The organism is Oribacterium sp. oral taxon 078 str. F0263, assembly GCF_000469565.1.
Taxonomy (GTDB): domain Bacteria; phylum Bacillota; class Clostridia; order Lachnospirales; family Lachnospiraceae; genus Oribacterium.
Map to the genome: position 1 here is coordinate 26514 of NZ_KI273104.1, position 19968 is coordinate 46481.

The 19968-nt window shown below is 56.8% G+C and carries 15 protein-coding genes; 4 read left to right on the plus strand and 11 right to left on the minus strand.

The features are described 5' to 3' along the window. Positions 1-280: 280 nt before the first annotated feature. Positions 281-1927, plus strand: a complete 1647-nt coding sequence (locus HMPREF1986_RS04810) for a L,D-transpeptidase (protein WP_021773651.1) — start codon at positions 281-283, stop codon at positions 1925-1927. Between the two features lie 192 nt (positions 1928-2119). On the opposite strand, the gene HMPREF1986_RS04815 is transcribed toward HMPREF1986_RS04810, so the two are convergent. After that, positions 2120-3706: a flotillin family protein gene (locus tag HMPREF1986_RS04815; protein WP_021773652.1), complete on the minus strand. Its 1587-nt coding sequence runs from the start codon at positions 3704-3706 to the stop codon at positions 2120-2122. Between the two features lie 406 nt (positions 3707-4112). On the opposite strand from HMPREF1986_RS04815, the gene HMPREF1986_RS04820 reads away from it, so the two are divergent. Genes HMPREF1986_RS04820 through HMPREF1986_RS04830 form a run of 3 tightly spaced genes read left to right on the plus strand, consistent with a single transcriptional unit; the run spans position 4113 to position 7159 of the window. Beyond that, positions 4113-5129: a glycosyltransferase family 2 protein gene (locus tag HMPREF1986_RS04820; RefSeq protein WP_021773654.1), complete on the plus strand. Its 1017-nt coding sequence runs from the start codon at positions 4113-4115 to the stop codon at positions 5127-5129. Continuing rightward, entirely contained in the window at positions 5119-6459 is a 1341-nt protein-coding gene (locus HMPREF1986_RS04825) for a TrkH family potassium uptake protein (RefSeq protein ID WP_021773655.1), read from the plus strand. Before HMPREF1986_RS04820 ends, HMPREF1986_RS04825 begins: the two co-directional genes overlap by 11 nt. Positions 6460-6511: 52 nt before the next feature. Next, complete coding sequence (locus tag HMPREF1986_RS04830) at positions 6512-7159, plus strand: potassium channel family protein (protein ID WP_021773656.1); 648 nt, start codon at positions 6512-6514, stop codon at positions 7157-7159. Between the two features lie 104 nt (positions 7160-7263). On the opposite strand, the gene HMPREF1986_RS04835 is transcribed toward HMPREF1986_RS04830, so the two are convergent. The 10 genes from HMPREF1986_RS04835 to rfbA form a co-directional block, all read right to left on the minus strand. Next, positions 7264-8742, minus strand: a complete 1479-nt coding sequence (locus tag HMPREF1986_RS04835) for a lipopolysaccharide biosynthesis protein (RefSeq protein WP_021773657.1) — start codon at positions 8740-8742, stop codon at positions 7264-7266. 153 nt (positions 8743-8895) lie between these two features. Further along, positions 8896-9927 (minus strand): glycosyltransferase family 2 protein, encoded by a 1032-nt coding sequence (locus HMPREF1986_RS04840; protein WP_242837353.1) that lies wholly within the window; start codon positions 9925-9927, stop codon positions 8896-8898. 29 nt (positions 9928-9956) lie between these two features. After that, positions 9957-10928 carry a glycosyltransferase family 2 protein gene (locus HMPREF1986_RS04845; protein WP_021773660.1) on the minus strand — a complete coding sequence of 324 codons (972 nt, stop codon included), beginning with the start codon at positions 10926-10928 and terminating at the stop codon, positions 9957-9959. 309 nt (positions 10929-11237) lie between these two features. Next, entirely contained in the window at positions 11238-12107 is an 870-nt protein-coding gene (locus tag HMPREF1986_RS04850) for a glycosyltransferase family 2 protein (RefSeq protein WP_021773661.1), read from the minus strand. Beyond that, on the minus strand, positions 12104-13117 hold the full coding sequence (locus HMPREF1986_RS04855; protein ID WP_009215419.1) for a glycosyltransferase family 8 protein: 1014 nt from the start codon (positions 13115-13117) through the stop codon (positions 12104-12106). The genes HMPREF1986_RS04850 and HMPREF1986_RS04855 overlap by 4 nt, the downstream gene beginning before the upstream one ends. Next, entirely contained in the window at positions 13114-14841 is a 1728-nt protein-coding gene (gene leuA / locus HMPREF1986_RS04860) for a 2-isopropylmalate synthase (protein ID WP_009215420.1), read from the minus strand. The genes HMPREF1986_RS04855 and leuA overlap by 4 nt, the downstream gene beginning before the upstream one ends. A 79-nt stretch (positions 14842-14920) precedes the next feature. Further along, entirely contained in the window at positions 14921-16276 is a 1356-nt protein-coding gene (glmM, locus tag HMPREF1986_RS04865; protein ID WP_021773662.1) for a phosphoglucosamine mutase, read from the minus strand. A gap of 437 nt (positions 16277-16713) precedes the next feature. Then, positions 16714-17631 carry a dTDP-4-dehydrorhamnose reductase gene (rfbD, locus tag HMPREF1986_RS04870; RefSeq protein WP_036599363.1) on the minus strand — a complete coding sequence of 306 codons (918 nt, stop codon included), beginning with the start codon at positions 17629-17631 and terminating at the stop codon, positions 16714-16716. Between the two features lie 84 nt (positions 17632-17715). Next, the gene (gene rfbB / locus HMPREF1986_RS04875; protein ID WP_036599378.1) at positions 17716-18732 is read right to left on the minus strand and encodes a dTDP-glucose 4,6-dehydratase; all 1017 of its coding nucleotides are present in this window, start codon (positions 18730-18732) and stop codon (positions 17716-17718) included. 98 nt (positions 18733-18830) lie between these two features. Beyond that, positions 18831-19715, minus strand: coding sequence for a glucose-1-phosphate thymidylyltransferase RfbA (gene rfbA / locus HMPREF1986_RS04880; RefSeq protein ID WP_009215426.1), 885 nt, complete (start codon positions 19713-19715; stop codon positions 18831-18833). Between the last annotated feature and the right edge of the window lie 253 nt (positions 19716-19968).

The window sequence follows — 19968 nt, forward strand, 5'->3', positions numbered from 1 at the left end:
GCGCCCCGCCATTCGCACTCCCGCGGCGCTTCGCACCGCTTCCTGCTCATGTCGGGGCGTGTCTTAAGCTTGCTCTTCCTCTCTTATGCGAGCATAAGTCGGAGGAGCGAGCTTATACACTGGAATCATATTCTATATGATCCCCGTCAAATTGTAAACTCCTGCGGGGGGGCTGTATTTCCGCGCTAGCCAATTTTCGGATTTCGTTGTATGATAGGAGGGCATATGGGTCAAAAGGGATAAATATTCAAAAAAAACTAATCAGGAGGTCATAAAGGATATGATAAGGTTCCAAAAGGCGGGAGTCTTTGCCGCGATTTTTGCTCTTTCGCAGGCAGCGGCTCTTCCCGCTCTTGCGAAGTCAAATGTCATCAGCGGGATGAGGCCTGTGCAGGTAGAGAGCAGTGCCTCTTCTCAGGGCAGCGAATCCGCGGCTTCCTCCGGGAATGCCGCGTCCTCGCAGAACGCGGGAAGCACGCAGGCGGAGAGCCAGGGACAGACGCAGGAGCAGGGGCAGAATAATCAGCAGGGACAGGGGGGACAAAATCAGGCGCAGAATCAGGCACAAAGTCAGCAGCCGAATTCCAGTGTAAACGGAGTCCTTCCGAAGGTGAGCGTCGATGTGGATACTCTCCGCGCCAGGTTTACGACCGGACACGCGGGTGATATGACAGAAGATCCCGTGCTTCAGCTCATCCCGCTCGCAACCTACTATGTCTATAATGGAAACGGCGACCGCATCGACTACGGTTATACCCAGAAAAATGATTCCTTCGTCTTCGCGGAGGGCGGATTCCAGCGTATGATGCTGGAGCACCAGAACGTTGGCCGCTGGTATTACAGAACCTATGCGAGCAGCACCGGCTGGGGCCCTTGGGCGGCCTCCAAGGAAAAGACGCCGGACCGGGGTACCGTACAGGCGGTCCAGTTCCGGATCAAGGGCTATACGCATAAGCTGGGAACCCTCTACTACCGCGCTGTCCTGAACGATGGTACGATGACAGACTGGGCAAAGGAAGGGCAGGCCTGCGGTGTGATCGGCGGAGACCGCTACATCGTCGGACTGAAGCTCGCCCTCTGGAAGAATGAGGTCCCCTTCGAAAATCCGGGCTCCAAGTTCCTGGACAACGAGCACAACGAGGGCTTCACCCGCACAGAAAGCGGTGCTCCTGTCTACGCCACCGCGGACGGTCACGCCTATACCGGCTGGGCCTTCGACGAGGACTCCAACCAGCTCTACTTCGAAAACGGCTCTCCCGTGACCGGCTGGAAGGCGATCGACGGCTATAACTGCTATTTCAGCGAGCACGGCATCGCGGTCAAGGATCTGGAACCCGTCATGGGCGCACAGAAGAAGGGCTATGCCGTCCGGATCAACAAGGCGACCCGCACCGCCACCATCCTCGCCAGAGACTCCGCGGGAAAGTTCACGATCCCCTTCAAGACCTTTATGATCAGCTGCGGGACGGACACTCCCCTCGGGGATTTCAAGATCTATGAGAAATACCGCTGGCACTTCATGCACCAGGACTGCTATACGCAGTTCCTCTCCCGTTTCTATCAGGGCTTCCTGATCCACTCCCTCCTCTACACGAGGGCGGATCTGCATACCTTTGATGCGATCAATTATAACTACATGGATCAGGCAATCTCCGGGGGATGCATCCGCATGAAGGCGGGGGATGCCGCCTGGGTCTACCATAACTGCGGAAACGGAACCCCGGTGACGATCTACTCGGATCCCTGGGACAAGGGCCCGCTGGAAAAGGATGCCATCGATCAAGCAATCCCGAGGAGCCAGGACTACGATCCGACGGATCCCGTCATCGTAGGGCAGCAGTCCGAAGCGGACAAGCAGGCCGTTGCAAAGGCGCAGGCGGACGCCGCAAGGGAGAAGGCTGCCGGTGCGATCGAGCCGCACGACTAAGAAAAGTAAAAATTAAGAAAGAAGGGGCTTCCGACTCAGATCCGGGTCGGGGGTCCCTTCTTTGATGCTGATCCTGATCCTATTTCCCACTTATTTTGCGATAAGGCCAAGATACGGCATAGGCGTTCCCTCGTCGGAATCTACAAAAGGACGCGGCCCCAATACGGGCCGCATCCTTTCCAGCCGCTGCATTTACTCGGTATCCAGCTGCTCCGCCTTTTCTTCCCTTTCCTCCTTCTTCTCGCTTCTCTCCTTCTTTTCCGGGCCGGGGATCGCATTTTCCAGTCCCGTCACATGGATGTTCCGGTTCACCTTCGCATCATAGCTTCCGGCCCTCATGATCTCTCCGAGATCAATCCCGGTCGTCTCCTTCATGGACTCAAAGAGCTTTGCCATCACGGCGGGGACATTGGAGGCCATCTGGGAGACTCCTCCGTCCCTCCCCTCTCCGCCGATAATCGTGATCTTATCGATCTGGGCGAGCGGCTTTGCGATCTCCTCCGCGATATCCGGGAGCACCTTAATCAGCATCTCCGCCATGGCCGCGTTATTGTACTTCTGGTAGGCCTCCGCCTTCTTCTCCATGGCCTCCGCCTCCGCAAGACCCACAGCCTTCTTCGCCTCGGCCTCCGCCTTTCCCTTTAAGGCGATTCCGGCGGCCTCGGCCTCATACTTTGCCCTAATCCCGGCGGCCTCCTGCTCTGCGGAATACTTCGCCGCATCCGCGACAGCCTTCTTCGCCTCCGCCTCCTTCTCCTGCTCGTACTTTCTCGCCTCCGCCTCTCTCTGGCGCTTTGCGAGCCCAGCGGCGGCCTCCTGCTCCACGCGATACTTCTCGGCATCCGCCTTTTTATTGATCTCGGCGTCCAGAGCCTGCTGCATGACGCCGACCTCCTGCTTCTTGAGCTCGGAGTCGCGCTCTGCCTTCGCGATCTGTGCATTCACCGTCGCGATCTGAATATTCTTCTGCTGCGCCTGCTTCTGAATCTCGTAGGCCGCATCCGCCTCTGCCTTCTTCGTATCGGAGATCACCTTCAGCTCGGACTGCCGGATCGCAAGCTCATTGTTCTTCTGCGCGATCTCCGTATCCGCGAGCACTCTTGCGTCATTCGCCGCCTTATTGGCCTCCGCCTGCGCGATCGCGACATCCCTGTCCGCCTGCGCCTTTGCGATCGCGGCATCCTTCTTGATCTTTGAGGTATTATCCGCCCCCAGATCGTTGATGAGGCCCTTTTCGTCCGTCACATTCTGGATATTGCAGGACAGGATCTCGATGCCGAGCTTATCCATGTCCGTGGCCGCCTTCATCATCACCTGATCGGAGAAGGAATCGCGGTTGGTATTGATATCCTTCAGTGTCAAAGTTCCGATGATTTCACGCATATTTCCCTGGAGGGAATCCTGCAGATCCAGAGCGATCTGCTCCGGCTTTTTATTGAGGAAGTTCCGGGAGGCTTTCTCGATCCCGGCGCCGTCCGGGGCGATCCGGACCTTCGCGACAGCATCGACATTGACATTGATGAAATCCGTCGTCGGGACGGACTGCTCCGTCTTGATATCCACCGTCATCTGCCCGAGGTAGAGAACATCCAGCCTTTCCAGGAGAGGAAGCTTCACTCCGGCGCGCCCCACAAGAATCTTCGGCTTCTTCCGAAGACCGGAGATGATGAAGGCCTTATCGGGCGGTGCCTTGACATAACCTCTCAAAAGCAAAAGCAAAACAAGCAGGACAATGAGCAAGGGGATCAAAGCCGGCAGCGGAAAAGAAAATGAAGTCATGGAATGTCCCTCCCTGAAAATAAATATCTGTACCAAAATCGTAATTTCTTAAATTATAACATAAATTTCCCATATCCAGCAGGGAATTGATTAAATAATATGATGAGCTTATAATGATCCCAGCGTCAAAAGTCTCTCCTCCGCATCGCGCCAGCGCGAAGGCGGGGGGAAGACTTTATGACGCGCCCCTTTATGAGCATGGAGTGGAGCGAAGCTCCGCGGGAATGCGAATAAAGGAAGCACGGCGGGAGCTGCAAAGCAGCAAAGCCGTGCGGGATCATGCGAAAAACTTGGCTGCCACGCCCTCTCCTCCGCATCGCGAAGGCGCGAAGGCGGAGGGAAGACCTTATAAGCTTAAGGCAATGATATCGTCCGGGAAGACACAAGAAGCAGAAGGAGAATCCTCATGAAAACTGCCGTCATTATACCAAATTACAATGGCTCCCGTTTTCTCCCGCCCTGTATGGCGGCTTTGGACCGGGAGACGACGGATCAGTTTTCGACCATCGTCGTGGATAACGGCTCCACGGACGGAAGCCTCCGCTGGCTCTCCCACTGGGCCGCCGAGGACAGGGATCGCCATATCCTCCTGCAAAATCCGGAGAATCTCGGCTTCTCCTCCGCGGTAAACCGGGGGATCCGCTTTGCCATTCAAAAAGGCTTCTCCTATGCCATACTCCTGAATAATGATACCGAGGTCTTTCCGGACTTTGTGGAGAATCTGGTCCGCGCCATGGACCAAGACCGCAGGGGAAGGCTCTTTGCTCTTTCCTCCCGGATGCTGCAAAGCTCCGATCCGGATACAATCGATGACGCGGGGGATCAGTATACCCTTCTCGGCTGGCAGTTCCAGCGCGGACACGGGGAGCCCGAAGGACGCTTTCAAAGACCGGCTGCGGTCTTCTCCGCCTGTGCGGGGGCGGCGATCTACCGCCTCTCCCTCCTCTCCGAGACCGGACTCTTCGATGAAGCCCACTTCGCCTATCTCGAGGATATCGACCTCTCCTTCCGGGCCCGGCTCTATGGCTTTGAGATTCGCTATGAGCCCTCCGCCAGGGTACTCCATGTCGGTTCCGGGACGAGCGGCAGCCGCTATAATTCCTTTAAGGTGCGGCTCTCCGCGAGAAATTCGATCTATCTCCTCTATAAGAATATGCCGCCTGTCCTTCTCCTTCTGAATGCCGTCCCGCTTCTTCTCGGCTTTTTCATAAAGCTCCTTTTCTTTTGGAAAAAGGGCTTTGGAAGGGAGTACCTCTCCGGGCTCCGGGAGGGCCTTCGGACGAGGAGACATTTGAAAAAGGCGGACTTTCGCCGAGTCCCCCTCCGCCGTCTCCTCTCGATTGAACTTTGTCTGCTTCTCTCCGTCTTTGAGTACCTCGGACAGAAGCTTCGGGAGAAGGGAGGCCTGTCCCATGCCCATTGAACCCAGGCGAAGAATACGCTATCTCACCAGCGCCCAGATCATCATCCTCGGCTTTTTTTCGATCATTCTCCTCGGGGCGCTGCTTTTGATGCTCCCCCTTTCCGCTAAATGCGGAAGGATTACTCCCTTTTCGAAGACCCTTTTTACCGCGACCTCCGCGGTCTGCGTCACCGGCCTCGTCGTAGTGGATACCGGAAGCTATTGGTCCGCCTTCGGACAGACCGTCATCCTCCTCCTGATCCAGATCGGGGGACTCGGCGTCATCACCGTCGCATCGCTCTTTACGATGCTCTCGCACCAAAGGATCTCCCTTATGCAAAGGAGCATCATGCAGGACGCGATCTCCGCCCCCCAGGTCGGCGGCATCGTCAGACTGACCCGCTTCATCCTCCGGGGCACGATTCTCATCGAGCTCCTCGGCGCGTTTTTTCTGCTCCCGGTCTTCCTCCGGGACTACGGCATCCGCGGAGTCTGGATGGCTCTCTTCCACTCGGTCTCCGCCTTTTGCAATGCGGGCTTTGACCTACTCGGAACGAACGCCGCTCCCTTTGTCTCCATCAGCTCCTATGTCGGAAACCCCGTCGTAAATCTCACCATCATGCTCCTCATCATCCTGGGCGGCCTCGGCTTCCTGACCTGGAATGATATCTATACCTGGCGCTTCCGTATCCACCGCTACCGCCTGCAAAGCAAGATCATCCTGACGGCCACTGCCTTCCTCATCCTTTTGCCCGCGGCCTTTTTCTTCTTTGAGGATCTCTCATCTCTCCCGCTCCAATCCCGGATCCTGGCCTCTCTCCTCCAGTCCGTCACCATGCGGACGGCCGGCTTCAACACTGTAGAGCTCTCGAAGATGTCCGGTCCCTCCCAGGCGATCCAGATCGTTCTGATGCTGATCGGAGGCTCCCCCGGCTCAACGGCGGGCGGGATGAAGACGACGACCTTCGTCGTGCTCCTGGCAAATTTCATCGCCACGATTTTCCAGAAGGAGGATGCGCAGATGTTCGGAAGAAGGATGGAGGAGAGTGCGGTAAAGACCGCCGCGACCATCTTTTTCATGTACGCCGCGCTCTTCTTTACGGGCGCTGTCATCCTCAGCATATACGAGAGGCTTCCCCTCTCCGCCTGCCTCTATGAGACGGCCTCCGCCGTCGGCACCGTGGGCGTCACGCTGGGCATCACGCCAAAGCTCCACCTCCTCTCCCAGCTGGTCCTGATCATCCTTATGTTCCTGGGCCGGGTCGGTGCGCTGACCCTGATCTTTGCGGCCATTTCCACGAGGACCCACAGCTTCGCGAAGCTTCCTCAGGAAAAGATCGCGGTGGGCTGAATAAGCGTATAACCGATACGCCTGTCACTTATGAAAAGAAAGGACTTTATCTATGAAAAGTATTCTCCTGATCGGCCTTGGGCTGCTCGGAAAGCATATTGCCGTCCACCTGAACGAGCTCGGACATGAGGTTATGGCCGTGGACAGCAATGAGGAGCGGGTCAACGAGGTCATGCCCTTTGTGACGAGCGCGCAGATCGGAGACAGCACCAACGCGGAATTTCTCCGCTCCCTCGGGATCGGAAACTATGACATCTGCATCGTGACGATCAGCGACAATTTCCAGGATTCCCTGGAAACCACCTCCCTCTTAAAGGAGCTCGGCGCAAAATGCGTCGTCTCCAGAGCGGAGAGAGATGTGCAGGAGAAGTTTTTGCTCCGAAACGGAGCGGACCATGTCGTATATCCGGAAAAGCAGATCGCAAAGTGGACCGCGATGCGCTATACGACAGACCATATCTTCGACTATATCGAGATCGACCGGCAGCACGCAATCTTCGAAGTGGAGATCCCGGAGTCCTGGGTCGGTAAGAGCATCGGAGAGCTGGATATCCGAAGAAAATACGGCATCAATATCCTCGCCACAAAGCAGGACGGAAAGACCAATGTCACGGTGACGCCGAATCTCGTCTTAACGAGAGATCTCACCATTCTCGCCCTGGGAGAATATAAGGAACTCCAAAAGTGCTTTCAAATCTGAGCTATCCGAAGATCCATAGACATGCGAATGAAATAGATGCAGGCAAAAAGCCGCCCCGGCCTCTCTTTGGGGCGTTTCTCTCTTTCAAGGAGCTCGTTAAAAAATCATGGATTCGAAGAGGCGGGATTTTGGCCGTTCCCCGGGGCGATCCTCTCCTTGAGGAGAGCGATAAGGTAGAGGAGAAGCTCTCGATTTAAGAACCAGGAGATCAAGGGGTAGAGAAGCAGCCCCGCGATGCACTGGAGGAGAAGCGTCGGAAGTATCGCAAGGCCCGCATTTTCCAGGAGCCGGACCGGAAGCGCCATCAAAAGCGAGCAGAGCGCGGAGGGAAGCATGTCCACGCATTGCGGGATCGGTCCGTAGCCGATCAGCCTCTGATTCGGCCAGGCATTGATCAGGAGGTCCAGATATTCGACCCCTGCCTTCAGAAGAAGCATCGGGAGGATCCCAAAGGGAAGGCTTCCGATAAGAACCAGGATTCCGATCCCCTTTTTCAAAAGCTCCAGCTTCAGAAAGAGATCGGAGCGCCCCGCCGCATTCAAAAGCTGCAAATTGATCGAGTGCATGGGGTAGATCGCATAGTAAAAGCAGAAGATACAGAGGTAGGGGACGACGGAGATCCATTTCTCCGTGAGCAGGAAGAGGATCAGGGGGCGGGAGACCGCCATCATCCCGGCCATCATCGGAAAAAGCAAGAAGGCTGAGAGCCGGATTGAGCGCCGCGCCGCATCACGAAGCCTCTCCCTGTCGGACTGAAGCTTCGAATAGGCGGGGAGCATGACGGACTGTACGGAGGAGGAAAGCGTCGCGCAGATCAGCTTCGGAAACATCTCCCCCCGATTATAGACGCCGAGCTCCGAGAGGGAGTACTTCCGGCCGATCACAAGGCCATAGACGTTCTGCCAGACGGTATCGATGAGTCCGGAGACCAGGATCTTCCAGCCGAAGGAAAAGAGCTTTTCCACGGAGCGGAGACGGAAAAGCGCGCGAGGGCGCCAGGGGAGATCCCAAAAGAGAAAAAGCATCAGACTGAAGTAGTAGATCAGCTGCTGCCAGGCCATGGACCAGGCCCCGAAGCCCAGAAAGGCCATGGATACGGAGGCTGCCCCGGAGAGAAGGACCGCGCCCATGGTGGCGCGAAAAAGGGCGCGAAACTGAAGGTTCCGGGAGATCCAGGCGGTCTGAATGGAGATGACGCCCCCGGGGAAAAGGACAAGAGCCATCGCGCGGAGCATCGGACAGAGTGCCTTCACGCGGTAGTAGCCGGCGACAAATGGCGAAAGCAAAAAAAGAAGGAGGAAGCAACCGAGAGAGAGAAGCATGGAGATCCAGAAGACGGAATCATAATCCTCCTCGCTCACCTTTCTTCTCTGTACAAGAGCCGTCGCGAAGCCGGACTGAACGAAGGTATTTGCGATCGTGATGAAAATGCCGATCATGCTGACTGTTCCGACCTCCTCCTTTGTGAGAAGGCGCGCAAGCAGTATCCCGACCAGCACCTGGACTCCCTGATAGCCGCTTTGCTCCAAAAGCTTCCAGAAAAGCCCGTTCACTACCTTCGATTTCAGATTCTCTCCCGCCATATCCCTCCCGTTTCTCTGTCTCTCGGCCCCCGGAAAATGTCTCCCCGTCCCTCATCGAAATCCGCGATCACGAAGATCCCTGCCGAATTGCCGTTTCCGCGCATCACTTTTTCCGCAGTCCAAGCTGCGAAATTCCGGCACTCCTATAAAGCCCTATCCGATCCCCTGCCCAAATCTCTCCTGCATCGCGCGGTAAAGCCCCGGAATCCTTCTCTCAAACTGCAAAAAGAAGCGGTCCCGGAGACTGAGCTCCCGATAGAATTCCCTGTTTCCTCTCCGATAAATCTCCGGAAAATCCCGGAGATTTACATAACTTAAGAAGCGAAGCCTTCCGATCGCCCTCTCGATCTCCGGATGAAATCTCCCGCCGCTCTCCCGGTCAAATTCCAGGAAGCTTTTCTCCATCGCCTCCCGGTATCTCCTCTGCTTCTTTTCTCTCTCCCCTTCCCCCTGCTCCCTCGTCCAGGAGCCGCTGTGCTGAAAGCGATAGACGGAGAGAGGCTCATCCAGATAAAAGGACTTTCCGCAGCTCGCCGCGATCCACTCCAGGGGCCGGTCCCCCACCGGGCAGTCGAAATAATAATCCGGAAGCGTTTCCAGGATCTCCCTCCGAAAAAAAAAGCTCGCAAAGGGTGCGCCGCCTCTTCGGTCCACAAGCTCTGCGCCGCTTAAGATCCGGCTTCCCCGGTAGGGCCGCATCAAAGCGGAATTCCCGAAGCTTCCGTCCGGGAGGAGAACCTTCGCAGAATGAAAGCAGAATACGAGCTCCTTTTCCCTTTGAAAACATCGGATCTGCTTCTCAAGCTTTCGGGGATCGCAATAATAATCATCCCCGTCCATCACTGCGAGGAACTCTCCCCTCGCGCGCGGGATGTTGAAGATCCCGGTAATATTCGTCTTTCCCTTCGAGTACTGATTCTCTGTCTGTAAAATCGGCTTTATGATCTCCGGAAAACGCCGTTCATAATCCTCGATCAGCTCCCTCGCCCCGTCCTCCGAGGCGTCGTCATGGATCAGGATCTCGAGGCGGAAATCCCCCTCCTGCTTTAAAATCCCGTCCAGGCAGTCGGAAAGATAGGGCCTGTGATTATAGGTCACGACGCAGACGCTGATAAGGGGAAGCCCCGGCTCCCCCGCCTTCCGCCTTGCCTCCGAAAAAATCTCTTCCTTTCCCAAAGATCCCAAAGACGCCCCTCCCCAAAAGCAGCTTCCCCTCAGATGAAGATCAGCTCTCCGATCGTCCGGTGCAGCAAATTATAGGTGAAGCCGTGCCCTAATATATTGATTATCTTCCCGAGTCTCCCCTGCTCTTTGATTCTGAGAAAATCCTCGAGAAGCCTCCTCTGCTCCGGCCTGAGCTCCTCCCCGTAAATCCGAAGGAAGCTCTCCGCCTGCTCAAAAAGAGCGGCATAAACCGCGCGGGAATGCTCGTCCATCTCTCTTTTGCTCCTTCCGTCCTTCCGCCCGATCCCAAGCCTCCCGAAAAGCTCCGAGAATAAAGATCCCTTTTCGGCGCCGAGGACATTGGCCCCGTGCTGACGGTAGAGATAGAGCGGCTTCGGAAGGTAGAGGAGCCTCCCAAAGGCAGCCGCGATGAGCGCAATCCACTGGTCATGCATGACAATCCGCTCCGGCATCGTCCTGATCCGATCCGAGAGGGCGCGGTTTATCATCACAGAAGCTCCGACCACGTGGTTTTGTACGAGGAGCTGCGCCAGCTTGTCCCTCTCGGGACTCATCTTCTGGTAGGCCGTAAAGGAAGGAGCGATCTCCCGGAGCTCTCCGTCCACAAGCCGGGAATCGCAGTGGACCAGGAGCGGGAGCGCCGCCCCGCAGCTTCTCTCCATTTTCCGCATCGCGTCCAGACTCTCCGAAAGCTTCTCCGGCTCCCAGACATCATCCTGATCAGAGAGCATGATATAATCCGCCCCCGCGGCATAGCCCTCCGTGAAAAGGCTCAGGAAATGCCGCCACGCTCCCCCGCTCGGGCTCTCTCTTAGGAGGAGGCGGACCCTGTCCGGCCGCCTCTCCCGGTAATTGCGGAGGATCTCTCTCGTCCCATCCCCGGAGCAATCGTCCGAGATCAGGAGCTCATAGTCCTCCTCCGTCCTCTGAGAGAGAATGGAGTCGAGCTGAGCCGGGAGGTAGCGCTCCCCGTTATAGCTGCACAGCAGAATTCGGACCATTGTCAGCTCCTCCCTCCTTTCCGGATCTCAGTCCGCCCATCGCACGCTCATTGATTCTGTCTGCCAAAAAACAGTTTTTGTCTTTGGCTTGGCCGTCCCAGCCCCCGGATGGCCAACGCAGGACGCTCTCGCTCCGACTGGCGCAGCCAGCGGCACATAAGCGATTTACGGGGCCAAATCGCTAAGTGCCGGGGCGCCAGACGGCCTGCTTATGTACATCCAGGTGCCGGGACGGGGCGAAACAAAGCGGGCAAAGCAAGGCAATCGAGACCGTACAGTAAAACCCCCGCCACACAGAATTCCGTCCCTTCAGCGAAGCAGGCCGAGCCGCTCCAGAAGCCGGGTCTCGAGGAGGACGATCCACTGGAAGAGCAGGGTCAGGAGCTGCCCCGGGAGCTTGATCCCGAGGTACTGCCTGTAGTAGTAGCGCTCCGATTCCTGGCGAAGCTTCTGGCGCTCCGTCGGAGTGCGGATGCTCCGAGAGATCGTCCCGGAATTTTCATGGTAATAGCTCTGTCCCCGGAGAAGATAGCTCTCATAGCCCCTTTCCGAGAGTCTCCGCGCCAGGATATTCTCCTCGGCATAGAGGAAGACCTTCGGGTCATAGCCTCCGGAACGAAGGTAGGCCTCGGCGGAGAGAAGGAGGAGAGAGCCGTGCAGGACTCCGACTCTCACCGCCCCTCTTCCGCGGAAAAAGGAGGGCGGGTAGTCGATAAAGCGAGAGAAAAGCCTCCGGCAGACCGGTCCGGAATTCAGGAGCTCCGGCAAAAAGCCGCGGAGCGGCCAGGCCGTCTTCTGCGCTCTCCCCTGCCGGTCCCACATCACAGCGCTCGCAGCCCCCGCCTTTTCCTTTTGGATGAAAAGCCGCGCCATATCCCCGAGGCAGTCCTCGGAGAAGACAGCGTCCGGGTTTGCGACAAGGATATGTGTCGCTGCGAGATTTTTTGCGGCATAGCGGATGCCGAGGTCATTCCCGCTCCCGTATCCTCCGTTCCTCCAGCTCGAAAGGAAGCAGATCTTCCCTCCGGCGAGCTCTCTCAGCCTCTCCCCGCTTCCATCGGTCGAGTGATTGTCCACGATCACGATCCGGGAGAGGAGGGAGAAGTCCCGGATTCTGTCCAGCTGCGCCCTCGTCCCCTCGTAATCATTGTAATTTAAAAGCACTGCCGCAAGCTTCATCTTCCGCCCTGCCTCTCCGTCGTTTCCTTTTCCGCCTCTCTCTGGAAGCTTTTCCTATAATAGCGATCCCCGATCCTAAAGCGAAGAGCCGGGAAACAGAAGCTCAGCAGGTTCATCCCGTGGTAGAGCTGCAGATAGAGCTCCCGCCCTCTCTCCCTCCTTCTGCCGGAAAAGGGAGTCCTCGAGAGAAAATAGTCATAGGCCCTCCGGTAGTGGCTTCGATTCCCGAAAAGCCAGGGGCGCTCATCCCCCGCAAAGTGAACGATAGTCGGGTGATGCTTCGCCTCCCAAAAGCTTTCCTCGCTCTCGCAGGAGCGGTACCAGGGGGAACGCGAGAGGAAGGAGCGAAAGCGGAAGTAATAATAATTACTGAAGAAATTATATCGCTGCGGGAGAAGCTTAAGCCTCCCCCGAAGAACCGCATTCAGGATATCCTGGTCATTAAAAGGAAGCCTTCCCTGCATCGAACGGTAGTAGGAAAAGCACTGCTCCTCACAGCCCTCCTCCCTCCAAAGGGCGAGGTTCAGGAGAAGCACCCCCGCATTGCAGTAGGGCTCTTCCGGAGAGAGCCCCAGAAAATCCCTGTGCGCCGGGTAGATGCTTGGCTCCGGCGCCATCGCCGCCGCCTTTTGTCCGAGCCTTGTGCGGTAGAGATCGTGGATCGACTGAAGAATGACGGTGTCCGCATCCAGATAGAGCGCCTTTGTGACCGTCTCCGGGAGGATCGATCCCATGAGAAGGCGGGCGAGCGTCGTCGTGCGGAACCTTCCGGTATCCATGCCGGGGACCCTCTCCGAAAGCTCCCCGGAGAGGTCCGAAAGCTCATAGAAGATGACGCTCTTTCCCTCATCCTCGATCTCCTCCCGGAGCATCCGGCGGTGCTCCTCCGAGATGCCGTCGGAGAGAATGTGAAAGCAGAGCTCCTCTGACTCATTGTGCTCCATAAGGGAAAGGATGGAGACCGAAAGACAGGCGGCATAGCCGTCATCCGAGGCATAAACGATATTCAAGCCTTTTTCTCCTCCGCTTCCTTTACTCTTCTTCTCCCGCTCTCCTCTGCCTCCTCCGGATAGAAAAGGCGGTTCACCGCGGCAAAGAGCGCGCGGATCGAGGAGCGCGTGATATTTGAGGAGACGCCCACGCCGTAGCTGCTCCTTCCGCTCTCCTCATCCAGGAGGTGGATATAGGAGACAGCCTTGGAATCCGAGCCCGCATTGAGCGCGTGCTCGGAATAGTCCAGGACCTTTCCCTGCATGGAGAGCTCCTTATTCAGACCGGAGAGCACCGCCGCGATCGGTCCGTTGCCCGAGCCGCTGAACTCGTGGAGGCGGCCCGCATTTCTGTAGGTGACATCCGCGAAGGTGGTGTAGCTCCCGTCCGCATTCTCAATATCGGTGCTGCGGACATTCCGAAACTCGATCGGCTCCCGGCTCTCCAGATACTCGATCCGGAAGACCTCGAAGATCTGCTCGGGCGAAACCTCTCCCTGCTCCTCGGAGATCTTCTGGATGTAATCCGCGAACTCCCTCTGCATTCCCTTCGGCAGGCGGTAGCCGAAGCGGTCCTCCAGAATGAAGGCGACCCCGCCCTTTCCGGACTGCGAATTGATGCGGACGACCGGTTCGTACTCTCTCCCGATATCCGCGGGATCGATCGGGAGATAAGGCACCTCCCAAATCGTCCCCTTTCTCTCCCGCATCGCCCGGAGGCCTTTGTTGATCGCATCCTGGTGAGAGCCGGAGAAAGCGGTGAATACGAGCTTCCCGGCGTAGGGATGCCGCGGCGGGATGCTCATCTTCGTGCATCTCTCATAGACCTCCTGAATCTCCCGGATGTTCTCGAGATTCAGCTTCGGATCGATCCCCTGCGAAAACATATTATAGGCCAGGGTCAGGATGTCTACATTGCCGGTCCGCTCCCCGTTTCCAAAGAGCGTGCCCTCCACCCTCTGCGCCCCCGCGAGGAGAGCGAGCTCCGCCGCAGCGACCCCCTCTCCCCTGTCATTATGGGGATGAATGGATAGAATGACGGAATCTCTCCTCTTAAGGTTCCGGGACATGAATTCGATCTGATCCGCATAGACGTTCGGGCTGTGCATCTCCACGGTAGAGGGGAGGTTGATGATGATCTCCCGTCCGGGGCGGACGTCCCAGGCCTCGATAACCGCATTGCAGATCTCAAGAGCATAGTCCATCTCCGTGCCGGTGAAGCTCTCCGGGGAATACTCCAGGCGGACCTTCCCGGAAAAATCCTTCTCATGCCGCTTCACCATCTCGACACCCCGGAGCGCGATCTCCTTGATCTCCTCCCGGGATTTGTCGAAGACGACATCCCTTTGAAGGACAGAGGTCGAATTATAGATGTGGACGATTGCCTTGTCGAGCCCCACAAGGCTCTCAAAGGTCCGATCGAGAAGCTCCTCACGGCACTGCACGAGAACCTGTACCGTCACATCCTCCGGGATCTGCTTTCGCTCGATCAGATTCCTCAGGTAATCGTATTCGATCTGGCTCGCGGCGGGAAAGCCCACCTCGATCTCCCGGAAGCCAAGTCTCACGAGAAGCTGAAAGAATTCGAGCTTCTCCTCCACGCTCATCGGCTCCACAAGGGCCTGATTTCCGTCTCTTAAATCGACGGAACACCAGATCGGAGCCTTTTCGATCTCCCGCTCCGTCCAGCTTCTCTTTGGATACCGGAAAATGGGGAACCCTCTGTACCTTTGATAATTCAGCATCCTCTTCCCTCCGTTTCTCTTCCGCCCTTCCCGAAAATACAGCCTGCCGGCGCAAAAAGAGCTCTCCGCCGTCCTGCCTTTAAATCGTGAGCCCCGATCTTTCCATCACGGCGATAAGGCGGTTCACGCAGTCCTCACATTCCTCCTCTGTCTTTGCCTCTGCCATCACGCGGATCAGCGGCTCTGTGCCGGAGGCGCGAAGCAGAACCCTTCCCTCCTCTCCCAGTTTCTCGGAGAGCGCTCTGAGCTCCGCACGGACGGCGGGATCCTCCTCCGCCTTCTCCTTGTCCAAAACCCGCACATTCTTTAAGACCTGCGGATAAACGGTAAAATCCTCACAGAGCTCATGCAGGGTCTTCTTTTTATCGAGGATGAGCTCCATGATCTTTAAAGAGGTCAGGATACCGTCCCCCGTCGTCGCATGCCTTAGAAAAATGATGTGCCCGGACTGCTCCCCGCCGAGACCATAGCCGTTCTCCGCCATGGACTCATAGACATAGCGGTCCCCCACCTTCGTCCTCTCATAGCGGATGCCGAGCCGGTCGAGCGCCTTGTAAAGGCCGAGGTTTGACATGATCGTGGTGACAATGGTATTTCCCGGAAGCTGCCCCTTCTCCTTCATATAAGCTCCGCAGAGATAGAGAATCTGATCCCCGTCCACAAGCCTGCCCTCGTGATCCACGGCGAGGCAGCGGTCGGCGTCCCCGTCATAGGCGAAGCCCAGGTCGCAGTGCTCCTCCAGAACGAAGTTCTGCAGCCTCTCCATATGGGTCGAACCGCAGTTTTCATTGATATTAAAGCCATTCGGCTCGCCGGAGATCACATGGGTATCCGCGCCAAGAGCATCAAAAACCGCCTTTGCGCAGGAGCTCGCGGAGCCGTTTGCGCAGTCGAGTGCGACCTTTACTCCCTTAAAGGACTTCGTCGCGAGGGAGATGAGATAGCCGATGTAACGGTTCCTCCCCGCGGCGAAGTCCACTGTCCTGCCGATCGCCTTTCCCTTCGCAAGAGGGATCTCCGCTGTCCTGCCGTCGAGATAGGCTTCGATCTCCTCAATCACCTCATCCCCGAGCTTCTCCCCGTTCTCATTGATGACCTTGATGCCGTTGTCCTGGAAGGGATTGTGGGAGGCCGAGATCATGACACCGCAGGAAAAGTCCTCGGAACGGACGATGAAGCTCACAGAAGGGGTCGTCGTCACATGCATAAGATAAGCATCCGCGCCCGCTGCCGTGATACCCGCAGCAAGCGCGTATTCAAACATGTAGCTGGATCTCCTCGTATCCTTTCCGATCACGATCCGGCATCTCTCCCTGGCTCTTCCCTTTTTCTGATAGTACCATCCCAGGAACTTCCCGACCCGGAAGGCCGCATCTGCCGTGAGATCCACATTGGCCTCACCGCGGTATCCATCGGTACCAAAATATTTTCCCATTCTCTCTCCTCCTACGCTGAGAGTTCTCCTGCGATTCCCCTCCCGCGGCCGACAAAGCCCCCGTGCCGTCGGCAGGCCTTCACAAGGCAGGCTTTCCGCCGCCCGGTCCGGACTTTCCTCTTCCCCTATAGGCAGCCGCCGGCATTTTAAAGTACATACCGGCACTTTGAGGTACCTACCGGCATTTTGCCGCTGAGTGCCAATCCGGGAGCCGGCCCGGCACGCAGCGCCACTTTTCAAAATAAGTCCCCCGTGCTGCCGGACAGAGCAGGCGGCCGGAGCGAGAACGTCCTGCACCGAAGGCACTTACCGCAGCGCCGCCGATCGATCCTCTTGTCCCGCCAAATCTCCTGTCCCGTCGAATTTATGCGGATCAGCCTGCCATCCAGCCCGGATCTGCCTTGACAGAAGCAGTTCCCTTCCGGAATATTCCGTGTTCAGTGTTCCGTGAGCTCCGAAAGATAGCGGGAGAGCGCATCCCTCCAATCGGGAAGCGGCTGAAAGCCCTGCTCCAAAAGCTTCGACTTATCCAGGCGGGAGTTAAAGGGACGGGCTGCCTTGCTCAGTCCATACTCCGCCGTCGTAACAGGGATGAGCTTTGTCGAAAGGCCCGCCTGGCGGTAGATCTCCTTTGCAAAATCATACCAGGAAATGTAGCCGCCCTCATTGGTCGCGTGATAATAGCCGTATTTCTCGCTCTCGATCATATCGACCAGAAGTCTCGCAAGATCCAAAGTATAGGTCGGCGTGCCAACCTGGTCACTGACGACCCGCACACTCTCATGCGTCCTCCCGACATTCAGGATGGTCCGGATAAAATTCTTTCCGTTCAGTCCGAAGACCCAGGCGATCCGCACGATGAAATACTTTTCCAGTATCTCTGAGACCGCAAGCTCCCCCTCCAGCTTGCTCTTCCCGTAGACATTGAGGGGCGCATAATCCTTCTCATCCGGCTCCCAGGGCCTCTCCCCTCTTCCGTCAAAGACATAGTCCGTGGACAGATAGAGAAACTTCGCGCCCGCCTTTTTCGCGGCCTCCGCCAGAAAGCGCGTGCCCTCCGCATTGATCCGCATGACCTTCTCCACCTTGTCCGCACCCTCCGCATCATCCACTGCCGTCCAGGCGGCGCAGTGAACGACCGCGTCCGGAGAGAGCTCCGACATCCCTTGGGACACCGCTTCCGGATCCGTGATGTCCATCGAAAGATAGGGCATCGATGTCACGGCAGACCCGTCCGATATTCCGTTATACTCCGGCGACAGATCGGATCCCACGCCCTCGATCCCCCTCCGGAACAGCTCATTCATCACATCGTGTCCGAGCTGTCCTCCGACACCGGTCACAAGAACTCTCATTTTCCCCTCCTTGGCTCGTGCTCCCTTCATCCTGCCGCAGCCCTTCCAGAGCTGTCTTGAGTCCGGAAGGGAAAAGCAAAGATCTCAGATCTTATATTGCTCTTCGAAGTATTTCTGATACTCTCCGGAGATGATGTGCTCCCACCATTCCCTGTTCTTCAGGTACCAGTCGATCGTCACGGGAATCCCCGTATCAAAGCTGTACTCCGGCTCCCAGTGGAGCTCTCTCTCTATTTTCGCGGGGTCCATCGCATATCTTTGGTCATGCCCCGGGCGGTCCTTCACATACTCGATCAGACTCTCCGGCTTTCCGAGCGCATGGAGAATCGTCTTTACGACCTCCAGATTGCTCCTCTCATTGTGTCCGCCGATATTGTAGACCTCCCCGGATCTCCCCTCTCGGACGATGCGGTCGATCGCCCTGCAGTGATCCGTCACATAGAGCCAGTCCCGGACATTCGCCCCGTTTCCGTAGACAGGGATTTTCTCCTCCTTCAGCGCCCTCGAGATCACAAGCGGGATCAGCTTCTCCGGAAAATGATAGGGCCCGTAGTTATTCGAACAGCGGGAGATCGTGACCGGAATCCCGAAGGTCCTGTGATAGGCCATGACGAAAAGATCCGCGCTGGCCTTGGAGGCCGAGTAGGGGGAGGAGGCCTTGATCTGGTTCTCCTCTGTAAAGAAAAGATCCGGGCGGTCCAGCGGAAGATCCCCATAGACCTCGTCCGTAGAAACCTGGTGATAGCGCCGGATTCCGAAGCTTCTGCACGCATCCAGCAGGGTGACGGTTCCCATCACATTGGTCCTGACAAAAATGTCCGGATCCGTCACAGAGCGGTCTACATGGGACTCCGCCGCAAAATTGATGACAAAATCCGGCTTTTCCTTCTCAAAGAGGGAGAAGATGAACTCCCTGTCCGCGATATCCCCCCTCACAAAATGATAGTTCGGCTTCCCTTCGAGCGGCTTAAGCGTCTCCAGGTTTCCCGCATAGGTCAGCTTATCGAGACAGATCCACTGATCCTCCGGATAGGTATTGACCGCAAAATGCATGTAATTCCCGCCGATGAAGCCGGCGCCGCCGGTCACGATATATTTCATCCTCTTTTCCTCTTTTCTCCGGATACTGCCCGCAGTCCTCCGGATCTCTCTGATATCCCGCCTCTGCCCCGCGTAAAGGCTCAATCCTGTGCAAAGTCTCAGTCCTGTACGATAAACTTTCCGTCCAGCACATCCTTCAGATACTTGCCGTATTCATTCTTCCGGTACATCTGGTAGGCACTCTCGACCCTGTCCCGGTCGATCCAGCCATTCAGATAGGCGATCTCCTCCAGGCAGGCGATCTTCCGGTGCTCATGAGTCTCGATCGTGTGGACGAAGTTCGTGGCATCGACCAGGGATTCCTGCGTCCCCGTATCCAGCCAGGTAAAGCCCTGCCCGAGGAGAGAGACATCCAGCTCACCCTGCTCGAGATAGCTTCGGTTCAGATCCGTGATCTCGAGCTCCCCCCTCGCGGAGGGCTTCAGCTTCCTCGCATAGTCGACGACCCGATTATCGTAGAAGTAGAGTCCCGTCACCGCGTAATTGGATTTCGGAAACTCCGGCTTCTCCTCAATGGAGACGGCCTTCCCCTTTTCATCAAAGGAAACGATGCCGAAGCGCTCCGGATCATCCACATAGTAACCGAAGACCGTCGCTCCTCTCTCCTTCGCGGAGGCCTCTCTCAGAATCTTCCGGAAGCCGTGACCCGAGAAAATATTGTCCCCGAGAATCATCGCGACGGGATCCCCGCCGATAAAGTCCGCCCCGATCAGAAAGGCCTGAGCGAGCCCGTCCGGAGAGGGCTGTACAGCATAGCTCAAGCGGATGCCAAACTGCGATCCGTCACCGAGAAGCTCCTCGAAGCGGGGCGTATCCATCGGCGTGGAGATCAGGAGGATATCCCGGATGCCGGCGTTCATAAGAACGGAGAGCGGATAATAGATCATCGGCTTGTCATAGATCGGAAGCAGCTGCTTGGATGTCACCCTCGTGAGCGGGTAAAGTCTCGTGCCGGAGCCTCCGGCCAATATAATTCCCTTCATGATTTCCCCCAAAAATCCTCTGCGGATCCCCTCCCCCGGCAAAAAAGACCGCGGCCCGGAGAGGGGCGCCGAAGCCTCGGCATTTACATAATCCTTGAAATTTTAGCATAAGAAAAGAGGGCTGTCAAAAGCCCCAAATCCCGTTGTCAAAGAAAAATAAAAGTCAGGGGAGATAGGTCCGAAACTTTCCATTCCGGATAAAATCCCAGATCCAATAAGAAACAAGACAGAGGAAAATGACATAAAACAAGGC